Here is a 23407-nt window from a genome sequence, read left to right on the forward strand (position 1 = left end):
AGTTCTGAAGACATGAAAACTGTAAAAGCAGGTAATGCTTTCACTTCGATTGCTGATTGCACTGGATGGACTTGTACCGCAGGAAGTACAAGGTCTACCAACTTATGCATCTGTGGAAGCTAAAAATTTACAATTGCATCAAACTAAACATGAAAGCGGAAACCGAAAAGCTAACGAGTAGGTAAAACAAATCAAATCATTTTATTATGAGCAAAAAGATCAACAAAAAGTTAACTCTGAAAAAAGAAAAGTTAACACAGCTAAGTTCTGAAGACATGAAAACTGTAAAAGCAGGTAATGCTTTCACTTCGATTGCTGATTGCACTGGATGGACTTGTACTGCAGGAAGTACAAGGTCTACCAACTTATGCATCTGTGGAAGTTAAATTTCAGAAATAAAATAAGCTACTCTTCGGAGTAGCTCTTTTTTACCTATCTCGACATGAATAATAAATTAAAAATAGGACTGCTTGAGTTTGGCATTAGAAATAATAAACTAAACAATCCTAAACAATCTCTCTACGACATTATTGATTACGCAGCATCTGCTGATGAATTAGGTTTCTCCAGATTCTGGCTAACTGAAAACTATTTCACCCAGACTACAGAAATGGCTTGGTCTACACCCGAAATGCTTTTGCCTATACTTCTAGGGATGACTGATAATATAAAAGTGGGAATTGCAGGAATTATTCTGCCGCTACAAGTACCCTATAGGGTGGCACACAATTATAAACTATTGGCTAGTCTATATCCAAACAGGTTGGATTTAGGGTTTGTAAAAGGGTTGGTTGGAGAGTATGATTTAAAGAGATTTAATATTGGAATAGATAAAGATAATTATTATCCATCTTTTCTACCTAATTTAGAATCTACGTTGAAATTTTTACGAGATGAGGATGAGCTTATAAAAGAAGATGTTGTTATCCCACCCTACAAAGGAAATATTCCTGATGTCTGGTATATGGGATCATCTCATGCCGGATTAAATATTGCATTAAATAATAGTTTAAATTTTGCAAGGTCTATTTTTCATACAGAATCTAATAAGGATTATTTAAAGGATGAACTATTATCTTTTAAAGAAAATTATAAAAATAAACATGGCCAAGAACCTTCTCTTGTACTGACATTTTCAGGATGTTGTCACAAAACTAAGGCTAGGGCTACAAAAATTGCAAAAGAAAACAGCACTAATGGAAATATTGATGCTATAAGCCTTATTGGCGACGGCGCATACTTTCATGAAAAATTATTAGAGTTCAAAGAGTTGTACGGTTATAATGAATTTATATTTAATAATGTTTCAAAATCACACAAAGACTCGCAAATTGCCATTGAAATATTAAGCCAGTATGTATAAAGATAAAATTGATTTTTTTCTAGAGCAGATTTACAATAAATGCCTTGAAAAGAAAGCAGACAATATTGCATTTGCTTTGGGGAGCAATTATTATTCTCTGCATTATAATCAAAATGTAAGTTTAGACGAAATAGAAAATCTTATTGAGCTGGCCTCTTCGGATGAGCACTATTCATTTTCGTCAGGAACGTTAGGTGTAGTTTACTTTATGAAACTTTTGCATTCAGCAGATATTATCTCAGATGAAGATATCGAATCAATAGAAGAAGATTCTATCGATTTTTTGTTGGAACTTACTAATTTGTGTGTCGATAAAAATGAATACGATTTATTCACTGGACTTATTGGACTTGGCATATATTTTTTAGAAATAAAAAGGCTTGATATCGTAAGTAAAATCGTGTCTTATATTGACCAAATAAAATATGAAAATTCCGACTCATACTATTGGATTGATAATATAACTAAAGAAGAAAATATCTGCGATCTAGGATTGGCACACGGGCTTCCGTCTATAATATTTTTCCTTTCAGACTGCTATCTCAACAATTGTGAAAGGGATCTTTGTAAAAATCTTATCAACGGAGCATCCAAATATTTAATCCAGTTGTATGAAGAAAACAAATCTGCAGATCACATATTTCCATCCAAGATAAATGTTGTTTCCGGACAGAAATATCCATCCAATAGACTTGCTTGGTGTTATGGTGACTTAAGCGTCGCAATATGTTTATGGAAAGCATATTCTGTTCTAAATAATGAATTTTTGAGAGAAATAAGTTTGAAAATTTTACTTAATAGTTCAAAAATCAGATTTGAAAATTCTGGAATATTTTTCAGTAACTCTAAAATGCATATTGACACCGGTTTTTGTCATGGTACCTCTGGGGTAGCGCATATTTTCAATAAATTTTATAGAATAATTGATATACCGGAACTTAAAGAAGCTAGTCAATATTGGATGAAACTCACTATAAATGAACTTGAAAAAGGAGCAAAATTCCCTCTAAACATACGAGAGGATACATGGACAGAGCATCCAGGGCTTCTGGAAGGTATCTCTGGAGTAGGAATGGTATTATTAGATTATCAACATCCCCAAAAGGCAAAAAACTGGGATAAAATTTACTTAATGAACATATAATGAAATATAATGATATAGAAAGGCTAAACTTTTACGTACTTCGCGTTCCTTTATTTTCACAGAAAGAAATAAATAATTGGTATGATGATATTAACAATGAAAAATTTCGAAAAGCAATTATTATTTCTTCTCCAGATCTTCATGAGCAAATTTCACAATTGGAAAATAATTCTCTTCCAAAAGAAAAAGCTGATAAGATAAGAAAATCTCTTTTAAAATATTGGTTAAGGATGCATTACAGAACAATACCATTTGGACTTAATGCCGGGATAAGTAAAGGAAATTGGGACAAACAAAGTTCAATAATTCTTGATAATAACCTAAACAAGGTAAATGCAAGATTAGATATGCAGCTTATATATGATATTATTAGAAATCTGGAAAATAAGATGTTTATTCGTGAAAAAATAAAATACTATTCAAATAATACTTTATATGCTACAAAAAATAAATATAGATATATAGAACCATCTGTGAAGGATTCGGCAATGAGATATGAAATAACCTCTACAGAAAAAAATAAATATCTTAATTCTATCGTAAAATCATGTATTGATGGAAAAACATTCAATTCTATTATTGATATTCTTGTAAGCAAAGACATACCCTATAAAGATAGCTATGAATACATCAATGAATTGATAGATTCAAAAATTTTAATCAGCGAACTCTCTCCAAAAGTTACTGATAAAAATTTTCAAGATAAGATTTTCTCTTTTCTTAAAAATTTAGATCTTTCACAAAACAATCATACAGATGCACAATTCATTTTAGGGCTTATAGAAATATTTGAAATAGTAAAAGAAATCAATCAGAAAAATGATATTGAATCTGAAATTAACAAAATATCAAGTATACTGAATAAAATAAATATAGCTAATCATAAAAAAAATATTATACAAATAGATTTGCTGAAAGGAAAATCTGAAAATGTGTTAAGTGCATCTATATTTAAAGACTTTAAAAAAGTGCTTTCTATTGCATTTAACATTGGTGCACAGGAAAAAGTTGAGAGTCTGGAAGAGTTTAAAAGTGTATTTATTAGAAGGTTTGATCAGCAGGAAATCCCTTTACTTTTTGCTTTAGACCCACTATCAGGAATAAATTATCCAATACATTCTGAAAATGAGGTTCATGAACTTATAGGTAACATCCAATATAAAACAGAAAACAATAATAATATTATAAAAGGTTCTGTTGAATGGAACCAATTCATAGGTGAAAAACTAATTGATGCCATAAAAAATTATAAAAAAATTATAAATATAGATACCAATGAATTGTCTGAATTTTTACATCATAATAAAAATATACCATTCTCTATGTCTTCAATTGTTCAAATATACAATGATGAAGCTAATCAACCAATAATTTATCACCAATTTAGTGATGGACCTTCATCCTCCACTTTTACTGGACGTTTTTGCCATTTAGATGAAGACTTGGAAGAATCTGTAAAAAAATCGCTGCAACAAGAGAAGGAATTTTATAAAGATCAAATTATTGCGGAAATCATTCACAATCCACAACCTAGAGTAGGAAACATTTTATTAAGACCACTTTTAAGAGATTATGAAATTCCAATTATAACTTTGCATAATTCGAACAGCAATCCAATTTACTTGAGTGATCTATTAATATCTGTAAAAAATGACAGAATTGTATTGCGTTCCAAAAAATACAATAAGGAAATTCTACCGAATCTATCTTCAGCTCATAATTATTCTCTTCATAAGGTTCCTCTATATCATTTTCTATGTGATTTGCAATATCAGAATACTTCTCCGTCCTATAGCTGGAATTGGGGAATGTTTTCAAACTATGATCATTTACCGAGGGTTGCAGTTCACAATGTTATCTTATCAAAAGAATCATGGCTGTTATCAAAAGATAAAATTTACAAAGAAAGCCCAGCCTCTGTTATTGATTTAAAAAAATATCTTCTCGAAAAAAAAATTCCGAATACTTTTACTTTCAAAGATAATGACATGGAACTTCCTGTTTTTTTGGAAAATGAATTGTCGTTAGAAATACTTCAGGACCATATTATAAAAGCAGATAAAATAAGGATCTTCGAAAACTTATCCAGTCAATACGAAAGTATTGTAAAAGATACTGACGGCAAAATTTATAGTAATGAATTTATTATTCCCTGGCATAATTTAAGCAGCATACAGATATCAGCTATTAAATCTGATGAAGTAAAAAATAATGTTATACGCAATTATATTCCAGGAAGTGAGTGGCTTTATTACAAAGTTCACTGTAGTTATCAAGTTTCTGATCAAATTTTGAAAGATACGATATCCAAATTCGCAAGTAAGCTTATAAAAAAAGGTATTATAAGAAAATGGTTTTTTATTAGATATATGGATCCGGATTATCACTTAAGAATAAGATTTCTGCTTAATAACAATGATAATAATATTGCTCATCAGCTTTATCAGCTTTTAGATAAATATTTAAAAGATGAACTAATTATTCACAACATTAGTCTGGATACATATAATAGAGAAATAGAAAGATATGGAGAGGCTACAATAGATCTCATGGAAAGTATATTTTATTATGATAGCGAATGTGTCTGCAATCTTCTTAAAACAGCTGCAATCACAGAAACTTCAATATGGAAATTTGCTGTTTCTGGCATAGATAGAATTTTAGATGATTTCGGATACAATATTTATGATAAAAAAAACATTATGAACCGTCTTTCTGATGGATATAGTATGAGGCTAGATGATCATTCAAAGAAAAGTTTGAAAGAAAGATATCGTGAACAGAGAAATACAATTTTGTCTCTATTAATAGATTTGCATAATACTTATATATTTGATAAGAGGACAAAAATGACAAAATCAGCAATTTCTGATATAAAAATTATACAATCTCAAAATAAAGTTGATTCATTGGTCATAAGCTATATCCATATGTTTATCAATAGAATGTTTGCCGCAAAACCTAATTTATATGAGTCAATACTTTATTTTTTTCTGCATAAATCTTATGACTCATTAATTAATATCAAAAAGGTGGCACATGACTAAAATTGCTTTAATTAATTGTTATTTTGGAGAAAAATGGCCTTCTTACTTCAGCTATTTTTTAATCAGTTGTAAGTATAATCCAGATGTCGATTTTTTTATATTTACAAACTTAAATGCTCCTTTCGTAATTCCAAATGTACACTTTATAAAAATTAACAGCCTTGCTGAATTCAGTAAAATTGCAAGTGTGAAATTACAGTTAGCTATTAATGTTTTAGACAGTTATAAACTTTGTGATTTTAAACCTGCTTACGGTTTGATTTTTCAGGACTATTTGAAAGATTTTGATTTTTGGGGATATTGTGACATTGATATTATTTTAGGAAACATCAGATCTTTTTTAACGGAAAAAGTCCTTAGCAGATATGATGTTATCTCTCCTGTCAAAAATTATCCCGCAGGTTTTTTCACCCTACTTAGAAACAATGAGCAATGTATTAACCTCTTTAAAATGAGTAAAGATTACGGTAACGTTCTTAATAGTACAAGACATTTTTGCTTTGATGAATGTAATTTTGAATTTAAGCGTATTTATAATACGGATATTCTTGAAATTGAAACTGAAATTGAAAGTTTTGCACTTGTATTACGAAGAATGGAAATTGAAGATAAAATTAGATATTATCATAAAAACCTTGCTCAAGAATTTATTTACACAGATACTGTCCACTATTGGGCACAAGGACATATTTTCAATAGAGTTACAGAAAAAAAATACTTATTGATACATCTTATCAACTTAAAAGATAATAAATCATTTTTTATTGATAAGTTTAAGAATCAGGATTACTTTTTAATCTCAGATAAAGGGATACAGTATAAGCAAAACAATTATTTTCATGCTATAAAAAAAGTAAAGTTCAGAATCAAAAAAGAAATGAACATTACTTATTACAAATTACTTTTATTTAAATATTTTATTCTATCGTACAGTAAAAATGAAAATATTGATTTTCTTGAAGAGCAATCATATAAAATAGGCAGATCGACAATAACAATATATCCACAAAATAAAAATGAAATGGTGATTGTAAATGAAGAAGATAATATAATGCAGTATAATAAATTCAAACTTTATAAAGTTAAAAATAATAAGTGGATTGGGACTAACTCCAAAAAGAACATCAGCACATTAGACTTTCATTATAAAGACAACGAAAAAATACCTTATAAAATTAGCATTAAAAATATTGAGAATCGTACCAACGAAACTGCATATTATAAATCTTAAATATCACAATTATGATTAACTATAACCATTATGCTGAATCTTTCAATTTTTTATTAGAAAAAATAGTAAAAAAGGAAACAAATAATAAAAAAATTAAAAAATATAATATCAATTATGAAGATTACAATTTATTCTATTTCAATAGTATTCTTAAGCAAGATTTTGACATTAAAACGATTGTTGCAAGAATTGAAATTGAAGATATCGAATCTATTCCGTTTCCTGCTTTAGTATTTTTAAAATTAAATGGTGGGACATTTGCCATTGTTAACAGTTATGAAAAAGGAAAAATTTACTGGGAAAATATAGATTTTGGCAAACAAATAAATACAATGACTCTATTTAATAAAATTTGCGAAAATATTTTTCTTTTTGTTGATTATGAAGCTGATGATAGTTACGCCTGATAATGATAATTTCTACAATCAGAACTATTCTATTTTAAATTCACAAAAAATTATAACTTCTGGATGCCATGCACAATCCCTTTTTCTTCAAAAGTTTTTAAAGTGCGGAAAATGATGGTTCTGTCAGCCTTTTCAAAATGATTTTCAATTTCAGATAAGGATAATGCCGCTTCCCGAGAACTCAGGAAATCGTAAATCAGAATCCTCATGCTGGTGGGTTTGGTATTTTTATGTATTAATTTATTTTCGATGTCTTTTTTCATGATGAGGATGAATTAATGTTCGTGTTCTCCGGAGTTGGCCAGCTTTGCATTGATAAAGAAAGCTCCTTTTACTGCAATTTTTACATCAGGGGTGATTTCTTTTACAGGAGTTATGCCAGTATAGCCCATATCTGACGACCCTTTTATCACTTCTATTTTCTCAAAGTTAATGGTTTTTACCGCATTGTCCTCATGATTTCCAGTTTCACTCTCATGCTGTTCTTCCTTATGAATTTCGGGTTTTTTATTTGTTTTTACCAATACATAAAACTTGCCGTCAGCTTCTACGATGGCTTCATCAGGAACGGCAGGGGTCGTTTTTTTATCAAGGCTAACCATTCCCGTAATATTCATCCCGTCGATCAATCCGTTTTTATTGCCTGTTACGCTGGCGTGAACGGAAATTGTTTTGCTGTTATTTTCAAACGAAGAGCCGATGCTGTAAATAATAGCATCGTACTCAGTTTCGGGATTATTCGTCAGTTTAAAATGAACAATCTGCCCGACTTTCATTTTCGGCAGGTCTTTCTCAAAAACCTGTAAATCCAGATGAATGGAATGGTTATCAATAATTTCCGCCACAGGTGAGGAGATATCGACATAACTCCCGATCTGCGCCGAAATACTGCTGACCGTCCCGCTGATAGGTGCCGTAATGACCAGGCCCGACCTCATGCTTCCGTTGGTTACTTTCCCAGGATTGATTCCCATTACCTGAAGCTGCCTTAGAAGAGATGCTTTTTTAGTCCTTAGTGTTTTTAATTCGGCATCGGCACTCTGCAGGTTCTTTTTCGCTCCCGCATCATTGTCAAAAAGTTCCTTTTGTCTTCTGTATTCCTGCTCTGCATAAGTAATCCTGCTGTTTACCGTAAGATATTCTTCCTGAAGCTGAATAAATTCCGGGTTGGCAATTGTCGCTATTACCTGTCCTTTTTTCACAAAGCCTCCTACCTGAATATTGATCGTTTTAATAATTCCTCCGTACAGAGATGTTACGGTAGCCTTATTATTATTGGGAACCCTTAGTAAACCATTGGCTTTAATGGTTGAGGTTAATTCTTTCATCTCAATCGTTCCCAACGTAATTCCGACTGCTTTTATCTGTTCTTCCGTTAATGAGGCGATGGTTTGTGATGCATCTTCATGTTTTCTTTCTGGCTCTTGAATTTTTTCTTCCGAATTTTCTGAAGGAGCTTCTTTCTTATTACAGCATGAAAGAAAAACTGCCATAAAAAAAAGGTAGATGATGTTATATTTCAGTTTCATATTATGTATTAAGGATTGAATGAATGGTCACAACAGATTGATTCACCTGCTGAATGGATTCTAAATATTTTAGTTGGATATTCGTAGCCGTTTGCAAGGCAAAAAGATATTCTACATAAGAAATTTCCCCGGTTTTATAGCCTAACTGTGCAGCCTTTACAATTTTTTCGGCATTTGGAACCGCCTTGGTTACATAATATTCATATTGCCGGATATCCTGCGCGTATTGGCTGAACGCATTCTCCAACTGTGCTGACAGCTGTTTCTCCTGCTGCCTGGCATTGGTTTCTGCTAACTGTTTCTGATATTCCAAGGACTGCATTCTTGCTTTTGCAGCACCAAAAGTTAAAGGAATAGCCACCCCTAATGTTACAGAACTGAAGCGGGATCCCGCATTATAGAACTTTTCCTGCCCGTTCCTGGTATGAAACCCTATTAGTGACTGATGGGTATACCCAATGCTGAATTCAGGTAAACCCTGGGATTTCTCTACATTTTTATTCTTTTCTGCAATTTCTATTTCCTGATAAAAATATTTTACCGCCGGATGGTTTGCAATTTGGGTGCTATCCAGCACATTCTCTATTTGTAAAGGCTGATAATTGTTATTCCTGGGAACCTCAAAGTTTTCATCAGTATTCAGAACGGTCTTTAGATTTTTATAAGCATTCTTTAAATATACCTCATTCTGTTTCAGCAATAAATCGATTTCCCCCTGCTGCGTTTCTGCCGTATTGATTTCAATTTTCTTTATATCTCCTGCTTTAAATCTTACTGTGGCAATCCTGATAAAATCCTGATACAAACTGTCCAGGCTTGCTAATTTCATTTGGTTGTATTGTAAGTACTCGATTTGATAATAATAGGTTCGTATCTGCTTCATTAGTTCATTAACAGTAATTTCTTTGTCAATCCTTCTGCTTCTGATGTTTTCCCGGATCAATTCTTTCCTGGCCTTAAACAACGCTGGAAAAGGAATGCTTTGTGAAATTGAAAACGACTGGTCAAATTTCGGGCTGTTGTATTGCCCCAGCTGGGCATCGAAATTCATTTTCGGAAGTTCATTCGCTGTCCTTTTCAATACTTCTGCAGATCGTATGCTTAAATCTTTTGCCTGTATATTGAGATTATTGCTGACCGCCATTTTCATAGCATCTTCTACGGTAAGCTGCCGGGACTGTGCCTTGGAAAACTGTCCTGAGCATAGACAGCCTAATATTAAAACTATCGTCAGCGATTTTATTTTGAAATTTTTCCCTGAAATTCTTGAGTTAAAAATAATATAGAGCATCGGCAATACGAATAAAGTCAGGAAGGTAGCTGTTACCAATCCACCGATAACCACAGTCGCCAGAGGTTTCTGAACTTCTGCGCCGGCTCCCGTAGAAACAGCCATCGGTAAAAAACCTAATGAAGCGACCGTTGCTGTCATCAGAACAGGCCTTAACCTGATTTTAGTTCCCTCAAATACTCGTTTCAGAATATCGTTCTCACCTTCTTTTTCCAATTGATTGAAAGTGCCTATCAATACAATTCCATTCAAGACGGCAACATCAAATAAAGCAATAAACCCTATCCCGGCACTGATGCTGAATGGCATATCCCTTAACAATAAGGCAAAAACGCCTCCAATTGCGCTCATCGGAATCGCAGTGAAAATTAAGGCAGCCTGTTTAAATGAATGAAAGGTAAAATACAGCAATATAAAAATCAACAGCAAAGAAACCGGGACAGCAATCATCAGCCGATTACTTGCCGCCTGTAAATTTTCAAACTGTCCGCCATAGGTAAAATAATACCCGGATGGTAATTTGATCTGATTCAACTTTACCCTGATATCTTTTACCACACTTTCAACATCCCGGTTTTTAATATTGAAACCAATTACAATCCTCCTCTTCCCTTCCTCACGGCTGATCTGTGCAGGGCCTAATTTATAACTGACATGTGCTATCTGGGAAAGCGGTATCTGCGTTCCTGAACCGGTAGCGACCATCAGGTTATTAACATCATCAATATTCGTCCTGTGAAAGCTGTCGAGACGGACCACCAAATCAAAACGCCGCTCATTTTCAAATACCTGTCCGGCACTTTTCCCTGCAAAAGCGGTGCTTAGGACATTATTAACGTCTTCAATATTCAATCCGTAATTGGCCATCCGTATCCGGTCATACTTCACATTGATCTGAGGCAGGCCGCTGATCTGCTCAGTCTGTGGAACAGTTACTCCATCGACCGTCTTAATCATTTTTTCTGCTTTATCGGCATACACTGAAAGTGAATCCAGGTTTTCACCAAAAATCTTCACGGCTACATCCTGTCGTATACCAGTCATCAGTTCATTAAAACGCATCTGGATCGGTTGGTTCTTTTCAAAAAACACTCCTGGAATAACCTTTACTTTTTCTGTGATTTCATCGGCAAGTTCTTCATATGACTTTTTTGTTTTCCATTCATTACGGGGCTTTAATACAACAATTAAATCTGAAGCTTCAGGTGGCATCGGGTCAGTAGGAACTTCTGCAGAGCCCGTTTTCCCAATCACCATTTTTACCTCATCAAACTGTTTGATGATCCTGGAAGCCTGCATGGATGTTTCAATACTCTGGCTTAATGAGCTTCCCTGGGGCAGAATACAATGAAATGCATAATCCCCTTCCTGTAACTGAGGGATGAACTCGCCGCCCATATTTTTAAAGATAAAAACTGCTGCAATAAAAACAGCCAATGTCACGGAAACGATACTATATTTTAATTTGATTGCTTTTTGTAACAGTGGCCGGTATATTCTCTGGAGTTTACCCATCATTCTATCTGAAAAGGTTTTTTTACGGTATATTTTTTTAGATAAAAACAAGGCACTCATCATCGGTATGTAGGTTAACGATAAGATCAATGCACCCAGAATGGCAAAACCCACTGTTTTTGCCATAGGGGTAAACATTTTTCCTTCAACGCCTGCCAATGTAAGAATCGGAATATAAACAATAAGGATGATGATTTCCCCGAAAGCAGCACTGCTCCTGATTTTAGATGCTGAAAGGAAAACTTCTTCATCCATCTCCTTTTGGGAAAGTGGCTGAACCGATTTTCTTACTCCCAAATGGTGAAGGGTAGCCTCAACAATAATAACAGCTCCGTCAACAATCAATCCAAAATCAATAGCTCCCAAGCTCATTAGATTGGCACTTACCCCGAAAACATTCATCATTCCCAGAGCAAATAATAAGGAAAGCGGAATAGCTGAAGCAACTATAAGACCTGCCCGGAAATTCCCAAGGAAAATAACCAGCACGAAGATGACGATAAGGGCACCTTCTATAAGATTTTTCTCAACTGTTTTCATCGCCCGGCCCACCAAATCTGTTCTGTCAAGAAACGGTTCTATCACAATATCAGCAGGAAGCGATTTCTGAATTACCGGGATTTTTTCTTTGATATTTTTAACCACTTCATTGCTGTTGGCACCTTTCAACATCATTACCACTCCTCCTACAGCATCAACCTTTCCGTTGTACGTCATTGCCCCGTAACGGACGGCACTTCCAAAACGGACTTCCGCCACATCTTTTACAAAAACAGGAATGCTTCCCGATTCATTTTTCACCGCAATCTGCCGTATATCATCGAGGGAAGTGACCATGCCGATACCACGGATGAAATAGGCATTCGGCTTTTTATCAATATAAGAACCACCCGTATTCTGATTGTTTTTTTCCAAAGCAGTAAATATATCGGTAATGCTGACGCCCATCGCTTTCAGACGGTTGGGATTGACCGTCACTTCATATTGCTTTAGCTGACCTCCGAAACTGTTGATTTCAGCAACCCCGGGAGTACCATTGAGCTGCCTTCTGACAATCCAGTCCTGCATGGTACGGAGTTCCTTAGGATCGTATTTATTTTCGCTGCCTTTTTTCGGATGCAGAATGTACTGATATACTTCTCCCAATCCTGTACTTACCGGAGCTAATTCGGGAGTTCCGATACCTTTCGGAATTTCTTCGGCGGCTTCTTTTAATTTTTCATTAATCAACTGACGGGCAAAATACACATTCACCTGTTCTTTAAAAACGACCGTAACCACTGATAATCCGAATCGGGAAATGCTTCTTGTTTCTTCGATATCAGGAATATTGGCAATACTCTGTTCAATAGGAAATGTGACCAACTGCTCAACTTCCTGACCTGCCAATGCAGGGCATGAAGTAATGATCTGGACCTGATTATTGGTAATATCGGGTACAGCATCAACGGGTAATCTGGCAGCACTCCAAATGCCCCATATAATCAGGATCAAGGTCATTATACCAATAAAGATCTTGTTTCTGATACTGAATTTTATGATTTTATCTAACACAAACTGAGATTTAATTTGTGATTATCTGTCTTAGATTTATGTAAACCGGTTTTAATGATGATTATATATTCATCAAAATACTGAAAACAGCGTTACAGCACTGATTTACATACTGTCATTCAAAAAAGATAATCTATTAATTTATTGAAATATGTACAATTCAATTGAAATGAAATGTAAAAATACCGTGAAGACTTCTGCAACGATATTGCAAAGTTTCAGAGATTAAGTCAGTAAAAATTAAATCTTAGGCGGCTGCCAGATGTGATCGTAAACCTGATAGGCAAAGTTGTTTTTCCGGAAAAGGATTTTCTTCGAGAAATAAGTCTGTATCTGTACCGGAACATCGATTAATGTATCCATTTTAAAAGCAGACACTGTCATCTGGCAGCAATTGCAGACACATAGCGGAGAACAAATATCTCCTTTGTCTTTTGAATGAGACTGATCGGCGGTGAAAGAAAGGCGTACCTGCTCTGAATCTGATTCTTTATGCACATCTTCACACGGCATGATAGATAATGCCATGAAATAAAATGCCAATAAGAACTTAAAAAGATTCATATAAGCAAAGGTAGATTTTTTTTAATAAAAGGATTCATCTTATTTTTAATTCCGGATAAAAAAAAGTTTATACTTTTATACCATGAAAGTTTTAATTGTAAACGGCCCAAATCTTAATCTTCTGGGGACGAGAGAGCCTGAGATCTACGGAACAGTTTCTATGGATGATTGTCTTGAAAAGCTGAGATCTGAGTTTCCTTCTCATGAAATACAGTATTATCAATCCAATATAGAAGGGGAAATTATTAACCGGCTGCAGGATAATGATTTTGATGCATTGGTGATCAATCCCGGAGCTTTCACGCATTATTCTTATGCTATTGCCGATTGTTTAAAAAATATTCAGAAGCCGAAAGTGGAAGTTCATATCAGTAATATTTACAAAAGAGAAGAATTTCGCCAAAAGTCTGTAACAGCAGCCAATACCGACGCAGTATTATCCGGTTTTGGAATGGATGGATATGGATTGGCTATTTTGAGTTTAAAGTAACTTCTTTATTTTAAATCCTGGAAATAAAAATTATATGGACAAAATGACCTGATTGGAAACTGCAGACAATATTAAAAAGGCCTCATCAGATTTGATGAGGCCCTTTTTTAATATAATTTAGTTAGTTGTCTGTTCCTGCAGCTGAGGACCTGAAGCGATTAACTTTTTACCTTCTTCCGTATTACAATACTGATCAAAGTTTTTAATATATCTTGAAGCCAGATCTTTTGCCTTCTTTTCCCACTCGGTTGCATCATTATAGGTATCCCTAGGATCTAAAATTCCATCAGAAACATTTGGCAATTCTGTGGGAACTTCCAGATTCATGATCGGAATTCTTGTTTTTGGAGCGTTTTCGATAGAACCGTCAATAATCGCATCAATGATTGCCCGGGTATCTTTAAGTGAAATTCTCTTTCCGGTACCGTTCCACCCTGTATTTACCAGATATGCTTTTGCACCGTGCTCTTTCATTTTTCCAATCAATGTTTTTGAGTACATTGTCGGATGTAATGTCAAGAATGCTTCACCAAATGCCGGTGAAAAAGATGGTTCAGGTTCTGTGATACCTCTTTCTGTTCCTGCTAATTTTGAAGTATACCCGCAAAGGAAGTGATATTGAGCCTGATCTTCATCTAAGACAGAAACAGGAGGCAATACACCGAATGCATCTGCCGAAAGATAAACAATTTTGCTTGCATGCCCTGCTTTTGAAGGCAAGACAATTTTATTGATGTGATAAATAGGGTAGGAAACTCTTGTGTTTTCTGTGATAGAGCCGTCTGTATAATCAGCAATTCCGTCGTTTACCACAACGTTTTCAAGAAGTGCATCTCTCTTGATTGCTCTGAAAATATCCGGTTCTTTTTCTGCTGACAAATCAATTACCTTAGCATAACATCCGCCTTCATAATTGAAGACTCCGTTGCTATCCCAACCATGCTCGTCGTCACCAATTAAATATCTTTTAGGATCCGCTGACAATGTTGTTTTCCCTGTTCCTGAAAGTCCGAAGAAAAGAGCAACATCACCTTCTTCTCCAACATTGGCAGAACAGTGCATGGAAGCCATCCCTTTTAACGGAAGGTAATAGTTCATCATGGCGAACATTCCTTTCTTCATTTCTCCACCATACCATGTTCCTCCGATAATCTGAAGTTTTTCTGTCAGATTAAACATCACAAAGTTTTCAGAGTTTAATTCCTGAGCTTCCCAGTTCGGATTTGTTGTTTTAGACCCGTTGATTACTGTGAAATCAGGTTCTCCGAAATTTTCCAATTCGTAGTGGGAAGGACAGATAAACATATTCGTAACAAAATGCGCCTGCCATGCCACTTCAACAATAAATCTTACTTTTAGTCTGGTATCAGTGTTAGTACCACAGAAAGCATCAACTACATATATTTTTTTCGATGCGGCAAGCTGGTTCACTACTAATTCTTTACAAGAAGTGAAAATTTCCGGAGTTGTAGGCAAATTTACTTTACCATCCCAGAAAATCGTATTTTTTGTAACATCATCCTGAACAATATATCTGTCTTTAGGTGACCGACCTGTGAAAATTCCTGTTTTTACTGATACTGCACCAGATTCCGTAAGCTCAGCTTTTTCAAAGCCCTGATTTTCAGGAGAAATTTCAGCCTGATATAATTCTTCATATGAAGGATTATAAATGACTTCATAATTTCCTTTAATCCCTAATTTTTCTAAATCCTGGATGATTTTAGCGTGTTTCATTTTACTTATATTTTCTATTTCTATTTGTCGTTTAACAAAATTAATATTAATTAATTGTTAAAAGTGGTTTAAATATAATGATATAAGTCAAAATGACAAATAAAAAAACAAGTTTATAAATAATTGATTAGATGCTGATTAAGCCTTCCCATTCAAAAATAGTCTTAAAATCTTTTCCCCAAAAATAGTCTTTAAAGCCATCAAATTTTGAGGTCATGACAAAATCTCCACCCCAGGCACCCAGACTTTTGACAAAAACCGGGCAATCTGCAAAGAAACGGTCTGTAACTGTGGGAATTTCAAGGAAATCCGATATTTTTTGCTCATGAATTAGCATTAGTTCAGAAAAATTTTCCAATTCATTACATAGTAAAACTTTTCTTGTAATATCCGAAAATTCATTTACCAGTTTTTGAGACTTATTTTTTGATCTGTAAAAACTGATTCCTTCACGGCTATCCTGTTTTTGATTCAGGTGAATAAAAATAAGATCATTTTTAAAAGAAGGATTAAAATCCACCTTTTCATATTTAATTTCAGGGACACTCTGAAACAAAACCGCAGACTTTTCTTTTGCCACGGCGATATCATATCCGCTTCCGCCTAAACTTATCTTATTTAAGTGGAAAGGATCAATTTTTGCCCACTCTGCCAGATTGTTCATTAATGTAGAACTGCTGCCCAATCCATAGTCTGCAGGAAACTGGAGATTGGTCCTAAGATGGTAGGTAAAATTAGTTTTGAATTTAGTTTCAGAAAGCGCCTGAACATTCTTTAAAGTTTTTAAAATGAATTCCGCACCTGAAGGAAGATTGGTTTCTATGATTTTCCAATTCCTGTAGTCGATAACAGCTTTCAGCCATGGATTATTCTGATGATACGCTTCCCAAAAAACCAAGGACTTTTCATCATCTTTTTCTTCAAAAAAAAACTCTTGTCCCAGCTGTGTAGGCACCGCTAAAACAAGAGCTCCGTCCATTGCGAAATATTCTGAAGTAAGCATCAGCTTTCCCGGTGAAAATATTCCGCTCATGATTCTATTTTTTAGATTGCAGAAGCAATTTCTACAGAAGCGTCAATTTTCTTGATCAGTCCCTGAAGCGTTTTCCCAGGACCTACTTCTACGAATTTAGTAGCCCCGTCTTTGATCATATTCTGAACCGACTGCGTCCATTTTACCGGACCTGTTAATTGTGCAATCAGGTTTTGTTTAATTTCATCGGGGTTAGAAACTGCGGTTGTGGTGATATTCTGGTAAACAGGGATGGTCGCATTCCTGAATTTGGTCTGCTCAATGGCAGCAGCCAATCTTTCTTGCGCCGGCTGCATTAACGGAGAATGGAATGCACCGTTTACAGGTAGCAGCAAAGCTCTTTTTGCTCCGGCTTCTTTTAATTTTGCACAGGCTTCTTCTACAGCAGCTGTTTCTCCTGAAATCACCAGTTGTCCTGGACAGTTATAATTTGCAGGAACTACAATTCCATTGACAGCTGCACAGATTTCTTCCACTTTGGCATCTTCCAGTCCCAGAATAGCAGCCATTGAACTTGGATTGGCATCACAAGCTGCCTGCATAGCTTTTGCTCTTTCAGAAACCAGTTTCAGGCCGTCGGCAAAAGATAAGACGCCGTTTGCTACCAACGCTGAAAACTCTCCAAGAGAATGTCCTGCTACCATTTCAGCGCCAAGGCCGTTTACCGCTTTAAGCGCAGCTACCGAATGTATAAAAATAGATGGCTGTGTAACTTCAGTCTTTTTAAGATCTTCATCCGTTCCGCTGAACATCATTGTAAGGATATCAAATCCTAAAATTTCATTGGCAGATTCCATAAGATCTTTAATATCTTTTCTGGAATCGTACAACTCTTTTCCCATTCCTACGAACTGAGATCCCTGCCCGGGAAACACAAGTGCTTTCATGTATTAATTTAAATATTTTGCAAATATAAATATAATGTTAACAATATCCTTCAGAACCGGATACCCTATTTATGGGACTAATCTGATCACACGATATCCCGTATTGATATAAGCACCGTTTGCTTTGGATTTCACAAATTCAAATTTGGTAGCCAGCTGGGTCTGAACTTTGTTAATCTGTCTGAATATCTCCCCTTTTCTGTTTTCCCTGGTCAGCATATCATTTACGACATCAAAACCAATGATCGCATATTTAGGAGGAGTTTTACAATATTTGCTTTTATAGGCCGCAAGAATTTCTTTTTCAAAGCTTCCTTCTGTATTGATTTTCCTATCCATTAAATATACCAGGCTGGCTTGGCTGAGGTCGTCTACTTTCTTCTCAAAAACAGAGAAATAATTCATGCTGAATGCCTTTACTCCCTGAACTTCTTTAGACAAAGCAATGACTTTGTTGGCAAAAGCTTCACCGGCAGCATCATTATCACTGGCAAGAACTGCAATAACCGGTGCCGATTGCCCCGTCATCATATTCTGGTCGATCTGAATATCAGCAGCTGAACTTACTACCGTAACATTTGCATTTTTCAAAGTCTTTTCAAGGCCGGCCTTAATATAGTTTGCATTTTCCTTTTTTGGACCTGATACAACATAAATCTTCTGGTCTGAGAAGGCAGATTTTACTTCTTCCACAATTTTATCAGCATAGGTCTGGTCATTGGTTTCAATAATGATCAGATTGCTGTAATTATATAATTCCGGTGAATTGGCAAAAGGTGCAACAACAGGAATCTTTTGGTTTTTTGTAAAGTCGATGACATCAATAACATTCGACTTAAAGAATGGTCCGATAATCAAATCGGTATTATCCGGATTAATTTGCGTTAAAGAATTCCTGAAAGATCCTTCATTTCCTGAATCCACTACTTTTACATCCAGTTTCTGGCCGTTTCTCGCATTTCTCTCAATCGCAAGCTTTGCTCCCGTCAGAAAATCGATTGCCATAGTTCTGTATTGGGTTTCATTCGTACTGTACCCGAAAGGCAGCATGAGAACCACACTTAGCACATCCCCGTTTTTCTTTATGTATGCAGGATCAAGTTTTTTGATTTTCAAGATCATTCCCGCTTTCAGACCACGGGATAAATCCGGATTGAGCGCTATCAATTCATCAATGGTAACTCCAAATTTATTGACGATAGAGAAAACAGTATCTCCCTGCAGAACAGTATATGTTACATAGTCATCTGCAGTTGCTGTAACAGTATTGGTAGATGAAGACCTTTCATTTCCGGAGTCTACTTTTGCTTTTGGATTAGCTGTTTCTTCAAAAACGTCCGCTCCTGTATTTGTTTTCACACCGGTTTTTGTGACTTTAATGGATTCACCGGGTACCAGTCCTTTTTCTTCCAATCCGGGATTTAAAGCAAAAAGCTCTTCTTTGGTAATATTGAACTGTCTTGAAATCCTGTAATAATTATCTTTTTGCTGAACCATATATTCTCCTTCCGTAGCTTTTGTAACAGTTTCTTCAACGGCATTTTCTATAGGCTTAACCGTTGCCGGAGCAGCCACAGACATTACCTGCTGATTCCCTCCATATTTTTTAATACTTTCAAGCGGCAATGAGATTTCATCACCAATTTTCATATGAGAATCCAGTTCAGGATTTATTTTCCTGAGATCAGTTTCTGAGATTTTGTATTGCTTCGTAATACCGTAGATGGTCTGTTTGGGCTGAATAACAATTTTCCCCAGTGAGATATGATTTACCGTTTTTGGAGAAACCACGGTTTTTGATGCCGGTGCTGATGTCTTATCGGTCTTGAGCTTTAAAACTTCTCCAATAGCCAGCTTACCATCTTTCACAGATGGGTTAAGCTTCATCAATTCATCTACTGTAAGCCCGTATTTTTTTGCAATATTATAAGGAGTATCGCCTTTTACAACGGTGTGCGATTTCTGAGCAGACACCCCTAAAACCATACATAAACTGGACAGAATAAAAAACCTCTTTATCATATTGGATCATTATAAGTACAAAAATACTTCTTTAAAATTAAATGGCAATAATTATTAGTTTTGACTCGTCAATTTGCATTTCTTCTAAACAAGTTTCCAGCCAGGAATATCCATGGTCTGCAAAGAATACACTAAAATTATAGACTCTTTCCTGCCAGTTTTTTGAAGGATGCACTTCCAAAAAAAGATTTTCCAGTCTTTCCAGCAATTCGGCACTTTTAATTTTTTCGGCATGGAGAAGACGTTTTTTCATCCGTCTGAAAGATTTGAGCTGTCTCACTTCTTCTGCCTTCACCATATTTCCGAAGGATTTTTCAGTGGTCTCAGCAGCTGATTTTAATTCAGAGAACTGGCTGATCAATACACCTTCTTTTTCTTCCAACATGTTAAGGATAGGATGATCTCCCACTATTTTATTGTTGGTAATAGCCGTAAAATTCTGAAAGAAATCTTCAGTTTTAAGATCCAGCCTTTCAATTTTGTTTATCGTCTTTTCTTTTAAAAACAACATTGAATTTCTCGGAATAAGGACTGGGAACGGAATATTTATTTTTGCAAAGTAGTCTTTAATTTCCAGCCAGTACATGATTTCCGCGTTTCCTCCTATATACGCTAGATTCGGCAAGATAGTTTCCTGATATACAGGACGCATCAATGCATTTGGACTGAACTTTGCAGGATCATTTTCAAGCTCGGTTAAGATTTCTTCTTTCGTAAACTGAATATTTTTATCTATAACAATATAGTTGTGCCCGTCAAAATCAATCCTGTTTCTGGTCTCAGAAAGGTAGAACAAATTAATTTCCCTGGGATTGACTTGGACTTTACCATATTTCTCTGTCAGGAAATCTACCTTCTCTTTTGATGTTCTATATAAACTGAAATTAAGAAGTTCATCCTTAAAAATTTCTTTTACCTGATTTTTTAATGTCTGTGAGTCTCCGTCAATCATCAATAATCCGAATTCCGAAAACAACCTGTTAACTAAAATTTTAATAGCTTGCGTGAGCGTATTTTCTGCTTTATAAGCTTCTTTCAGCATTAAAATCAGTTCGGTTCCAAATACAAAGTCTTTAAACTCTTTTTCAAATTCGGAAATAAAAAATGTATCGGTGAGCTTGATCCGTCCTACTGCACTGCCCGACCTTTCATTAATTTCGTAATAGCTGTTTTCCGTTTTAAAATGATTGATTTCCGCAAAATCATGGTCTTCAGAAGCCATCCAGTAAACGGGAACAAAGTTAAAATCCGGAAAATTCTGTTTTAAATAGGAGCATGTTTTAATGGTTTGTAAAATTTTGTATACAAAGAAAACAGGCCCTGAAAAGAGATTAAGCTGGTGGCCGGTGGTAATCGTAAATGTATTTAAGGATTTCAAATTTCCCAGATTTTCCTGCTGTTTTACAGAAAGTGTAAACCCGGACAATTGTTTTTCCAATGTCTCCGTAAGAATTCCTCTCTGATCTGGAGTAAAAGAGTCTTTTTTTAAATGAATCTGATTTTTAAAATGATCCAGAGAGAATGTATTTTCTTCAAATCCTTCAATTTCCTGATTCAGGAAATCTTTTATTAGCTGCGGAATATTTTCTATATCCTGAAATGATATTTTATGAATAGTTTTCAACTTTAATCAATTTTAGTTGAACAAATACCAGACAATTCCAAGGTTCAGTCTGAAGTCATAGACCGGATAACTCGGAAATGCATAGGCTTTATTATGTGAAATAAGAGTGCCGATCTGCTGCCCTTCAATAAAGAAGAACATTTTCTTAACCTTCATATTAAAATAAATGTCAGCAATCGGTTGTCCTCCGATAGAAAATGCATTGGCATCCGGCAAAATATATTCGTTAAGAACAGGGAAATATTCTCTCGAGGCAAACTTTGAAAAATAATATACTTTAATTCCTGCCTGGATTTCTGCAGCATTTTTAAATGCTTTGGACTGAAAAAAGAAATTGGCACGGCCAATGAATCCCGGTAAAGGTAAAAGATCTTTATTCGTCAGGACATTCTGGAACTGAAGCCTTGTATTCAAATGGAATTTCCCATAGCTGAATGTGGCATCGCCCCCGATCTGAGAAATATTTACTGAACTCTCGCTCTGTCTAGGCATCGCAGCGGCATCAAAATAAGTATAATTATCGATTCTGAAATAGTTGGCAAAAAGTTCTGTTTTAAACCATTTCAGATTGATATTCCCACCGATCTCCATAACCGATTGGTTTTTTGCATCCTGTAAATAATAATTAAAATTCTTATAAACCGAGCTGTTCACCAAATAATTAAATGATGGGTAAGCACTCTGAAAATTCACTTTTGCATTGACAAAATAATCCTTAATCGGTTCAAATTTTAAATTGTTTGCTGTGCGAAGATATGTTCCGAACCGGCTCCCGTTTGAAAATTCCAAAAATGAATTGACCTGTATTTTATCTAAAAGCTTAATCTGTAAATTTCCAACTGCTCCGATCCTGGATTCTTTTACTTCGCCTAAAAGACTGAAATCAGGTGAGACGATTTCCGTAGATCCGAATTTTATCATCTGATATCTGGCCCCTGCGTCAAGCTTAAATTTTTCATTGTCCCAGACCAGGCTTACGGTATTGCTGAAATTATCTGAATATTTCTTAGAAGTAAGAGGCGCCCCATTTATAAGATCTGCTGCTGTATCATACCAATACTGCTCAGGCGAGCCCTGATTATAGTAATATTTATTTCCCTGATGAGAAATGGTATGTCTTATTTTAAAAGGAATCTTCCCTGAATTGAAGGGAGCAAACTGATGGGTCAGGTAATATCTTCTGTAAGAAAACTGAGAGCTGGAAGACACAAGGTTCACCTGCATATTCTGCCGGCTCCTCGAATCACTGTTCCCATTCTGGAAAAGGCTGTCCACAGCAATTCCCCCGCTTTCCTGATTGTTTACATTCTGATGCAGGTAATGAGCAAACAATTCATAATTCCCACTCTTTGAAACATAGTGGCCGGAAAATAGGGTATTGTTGTTAGCCGCTAAAGAGTTCCTGTACATTCCCTGTGAACGTAATCCGGTATATTCCAAAGCAAAGTTGAATCTTTTCCCGATATTTTGGGTATACGTAGAATTTAATGCTGCTCCGTTCTTCATCGCATTGTGATAGATGAAAGTTGCAGTCGGTGTTTTTACATCATAATAATGAACATCATTAACACCTAAAATGCCGTAAGATTTATGAGTAGGCAATAATGACAGATTTTGCTCAGGATTGACTTCATAAGATAAAGGATTAAAGCCGGCTCCGACATTGGCCACCTGTACCCTCCCAAAATTATCTCTGTTGTTATACTGGGAAAAAACATAGGTCTTATTAAAGGTCATCACCGTATCAAAGACTTTCTTTTCCGAGAACTGCGTCTGATACAGATAATCATTAATGGTCGGCTTGAATATTTTCAGGGAGTCCTTCTTACCGGAATCAATCACCAGCGTATCTTCTTTTGGAAGCTGATTGGAATCTGTTTTATTAACAACTTGCGCCTTTACTGAAAGACTGAGAAAGAGTATGATGGAGAGAATGTATTTCATTTGAATATTTGTTATACAAAAATCT

The 23407-nt window shown here is 35.2% G+C and carries 17 protein-coding genes; 7 read left to right on the forward strand and 10 right to left on the reverse strand.

Going from position 1 to position 23407, the window contains the following annotated elements:
- Nucleotides 1–206: 206 nt before the first annotated feature.
- The 6 genes from MKJ01_RS01890 to MKJ01_RS01915 are packed head-to-tail and all read left to right on the forward strand — an operon-like array spanning nucleotide 207 to nucleotide 7192.
- A complete protein-coding gene (locus tag MKJ01_RS01890; protein WP_241611360.1) occupies nucleotides 207–386 on the forward strand; it encodes a class I lanthipeptide in 180 nt (59 codons plus the stop codon).
- A gap of 56 nt (nucleotides 387–442) precedes the next feature.
- Nucleotides 443–1363 (forward strand): LLM class flavin-dependent oxidoreductase, encoded by a 921-nt coding sequence (locus MKJ01_RS01895; RefSeq protein ID WP_241611358.1) that lies wholly within the window; start codon nucleotides 443–445, stop codon nucleotides 1361–1363.
- Nucleotides 1356–2507 carry a lanthionine synthetase LanC family protein gene (locus MKJ01_RS01900; RefSeq protein WP_241611356.1) on the forward strand — a complete coding sequence of 384 codons (1152 nt, stop codon included), beginning with the start codon at nucleotides 1356–1358 and terminating at the stop codon, nucleotides 2505–2507. Before MKJ01_RS01895 ends, MKJ01_RS01900 begins: the two co-directional genes overlap by 8 nt.
- Entirely contained in the window at nucleotides 2507–5554 is a 3048-nt protein-coding gene (locus tag MKJ01_RS01905; RefSeq protein ID WP_241611355.1) for a lantibiotic dehydratase, read from the forward strand. The genes MKJ01_RS01900 and MKJ01_RS01905 overlap by 1 nt, the downstream gene beginning before the upstream one ends.
- Nucleotides 5547–6785, forward strand: a complete 1239-nt coding sequence (locus MKJ01_RS01910; RefSeq protein WP_241611353.1) for a DUF6625 family protein — start codon at nucleotides 5547–5549, stop codon at nucleotides 6783–6785. Before MKJ01_RS01905 ends, MKJ01_RS01910 begins: the two co-directional genes overlap by 8 nt.
- Before the next feature lie 11 nt (nucleotides 6786–6796).
- Nucleotides 6797–7192 carry a hypothetical protein gene (locus tag MKJ01_RS01915; RefSeq protein WP_241611351.1) on the forward strand — a complete coding sequence of 132 codons (396 nt, stop codon included), beginning with the start codon at nucleotides 6797–6799 and terminating at the stop codon, nucleotides 7190–7192.
- Nucleotides 7193–7242: 50 nt separating this feature from the next.
- Here MKJ01_RS01915 and MKJ01_RS01920 read toward each other — a convergent pair whose 3' ends face one another.
- The 4 genes from MKJ01_RS01920 to MKJ01_RS01935 all read right to left on the reverse strand — a co-directional run bounded on the left by MKJ01_RS01920 (nucleotide 7243) and on the right by MKJ01_RS01935 (nucleotide 13645).
- A complete protein-coding gene (locus MKJ01_RS01920) occupies nucleotides 7243–7455 on the reverse strand; it encodes a hypothetical protein (protein WP_241611349.1) in 213 nt (70 codons plus the stop codon).
- 12 nt (nucleotides 7456–7467) lie between these two features.
- Nucleotides 7468–8721 (reverse strand): efflux RND transporter periplasmic adaptor subunit, encoded by a 1254-nt coding sequence (locus MKJ01_RS01925; RefSeq protein ID WP_241611347.1) that lies wholly within the window; start codon nucleotides 8719–8721, stop codon nucleotides 7468–7470.
- 1 nt (nucleotide 8722) lies between these two features.
- Nucleotides 8723–13081, reverse strand: a complete 4359-nt coding sequence (locus MKJ01_RS01930) for a CusA/CzcA family heavy metal efflux RND transporter (RefSeq protein ID WP_241611345.1) — start codon at nucleotides 13079–13081, stop codon at nucleotides 8723–8725.
- A 240-nt stretch (nucleotides 13082–13321) separates the two neighbouring features.
- A complete protein-coding gene (locus MKJ01_RS01935; protein WP_241611344.1) occupies nucleotides 13322–13645 on the reverse strand; it encodes a DUF6660 family protein in 324 nt (107 codons plus the stop codon).
- Nucleotides 13646–13727: 82 nt separating this feature from the next.
- On the opposite strand from MKJ01_RS01935, the gene MKJ01_RS01940 reads away from it, so the two are divergent.
- Nucleotides 13728–14135 (forward strand): type II 3-dehydroquinate dehydratase, encoded by a 408-nt coding sequence (locus MKJ01_RS01940; protein ID WP_241611342.1) that lies wholly within the window; start codon nucleotides 13728–13730, stop codon nucleotides 14133–14135.
- 117 nt (nucleotides 14136–14252) lie between these two features.
- On the opposite strand, the gene pckA is transcribed toward MKJ01_RS01940, so the two are convergent.
- From pckA to MKJ01_RS01970, 6 genes are all read right to left on the reverse strand, one after another.
- Nucleotides 14253–15872, reverse strand: coding sequence for a phosphoenolpyruvate carboxykinase (ATP) (gene pckA, locus MKJ01_RS01945; RefSeq protein ID WP_241611341.1), 1620 nt, complete (start codon nucleotides 15870–15872; stop codon nucleotides 14253–14255).
- Between the two features lie 127 nt (nucleotides 15873–15999).
- A complete protein-coding gene (locus tag MKJ01_RS01950; protein ID WP_241611340.1) occupies nucleotides 16000–16905 on the reverse strand; it encodes a GYDIA family GHMP kinase in 906 nt (301 codons plus the stop codon).
- Between the two features lie 11 nt (nucleotides 16906–16916).
- Nucleotides 16917–17792, reverse strand: coding sequence for an ACP S-malonyltransferase (gene fabD, locus MKJ01_RS01955; protein WP_241611339.1), 876 nt, complete (start codon nucleotides 17790–17792; stop codon nucleotides 16917–16919).
- Nucleotides 17793–17861: 69 nt separating this feature from the next.
- Nucleotides 17862–19814 (reverse strand): LysM peptidoglycan-binding domain-containing protein, encoded by a 1953-nt coding sequence (locus tag MKJ01_RS01960; protein WP_241611338.1) that lies wholly within the window; start codon nucleotides 19812–19814, stop codon nucleotides 17862–17864.
- A gap of 37 nt (nucleotides 19815–19851) precedes the next feature.
- The gene (bshC, locus tag MKJ01_RS01965) at nucleotides 19852–21438 is read right to left on the reverse strand and encodes a bacillithiol biosynthesis cysteine-adding enzyme BshC (RefSeq protein ID WP_241611337.1); all 1587 of its coding nucleotides are present in this window, start codon (nucleotides 21436–21438) and stop codon (nucleotides 19852–19854) included.
- Between the two features lie 12 nt (nucleotides 21439–21450).
- Nucleotides 21451–23382 (reverse strand): putative porin, encoded by a 1932-nt coding sequence (locus tag MKJ01_RS01970; RefSeq protein ID WP_241611336.1) that lies wholly within the window; start codon nucleotides 23380–23382, stop codon nucleotides 21451–21453.
- Nucleotides 23383–23407: the final 25 nt, after the last annotated feature.

Source organism: Chryseobacterium sp. SSA4.19 (genome assembly GCF_022601875.1).
Taxonomy (GTDB): domain Bacteria; phylum Bacteroidota; class Bacteroidia; order Flavobacteriales; family Weeksellaceae; genus Chryseobacterium.

Bases quoted from the DNA above. Each gene is read 5' to 3' on its own strand.
- MKJ01_RS01890 (WP_241611360.1), top strand. From the start codon at position 207: ATGAGCAAAAAGATCAACAAAAAGTTAACTCTGAAAAAAGAAAAGTTA.
- MKJ01_RS01895 (WP_241611358.1), top strand. From the start codon at position 443: ATGAATAATAAATTAAAAATAGGACTGCTTGAGTTTGGCATTAGAAAT.
- MKJ01_RS01900 (WP_241611356.1), top strand. From the start codon at position 1,356: ATGTATAAAGATAAAATTGATTTTTTTCTAGAGCAGATTTACAATAAA.
- MKJ01_RS01905 (WP_241611355.1), top strand. From the start codon at position 2,507: ATGAAATATAATGATATAGAAAGGCTAAACTTTTACGTACTTCGCGTT.
- MKJ01_RS01910 (WP_241611353.1), top strand. From the start codon at position 5,547: ATGACTAAAATTGCTTTAATTAATTGTTATTTTGGAGAAAAATGGCCT.
- MKJ01_RS01915 (WP_241611351.1), top strand. From the start codon at position 6,797: ATGATTAACTATAACCATTATGCTGAATCTTTCAATTTTTTATTAGAA.
- MKJ01_RS01920 (WP_241611349.1), bottom strand. From the start codon at position 7,455: ATGAAAAAAGACATCGAAAATAAATTAATACATAAAAATACCAAACCC.
- MKJ01_RS01925 (WP_241611347.1), bottom strand. From the start codon at position 8,721: ATGAAACTGAAATATAACATCATCTACCTTTTTTTTATGGCAGTTTTT.
- MKJ01_RS01935 (WP_241611344.1), bottom strand. From the start codon at position 13,645: ATGAATCTTTTTAAGTTCTTATTGGCATTTTATTTCATGGCATTATCT.
- MKJ01_RS01940 (WP_241611342.1), top strand. From the start codon at position 13,728: ATGAAAGTTTTAATTGTAAACGGCCCAAATCTTAATCTTCTGGGGACG.
- pckA (WP_241611341.1), bottom strand. From the start codon at position 15,872: ATGAAACACGCTAAAATCATCCAGGATTTAGAAAAATTAGGGATTAAA.
- MKJ01_RS01950 (WP_241611340.1), bottom strand. From the start codon at position 16,905: ATGAGCGGAATATTTTCACCGGGAAAGCTGATGCTTACTTCAGAATAT.
- fabD (WP_241611339.1), bottom strand. From the start codon at position 17,792: ATGAAAGCACTTGTGTTTCCCGGGCAGGGATCTCAGTTCGTAGGAATG.
- MKJ01_RS01960 (WP_241611338.1), bottom strand. From the start codon at position 19,814: ATGATAAAGAGGTTTTTTATTCTGTCCAGTTTATGTATGGTTTTAGGG.
- MKJ01_RS01970 (WP_241611336.1), bottom strand. From the start codon at position 23,382: ATGAAATACATTCTCTCCATCATACTCTTTCTCAGTCTTTCAGTAAAG.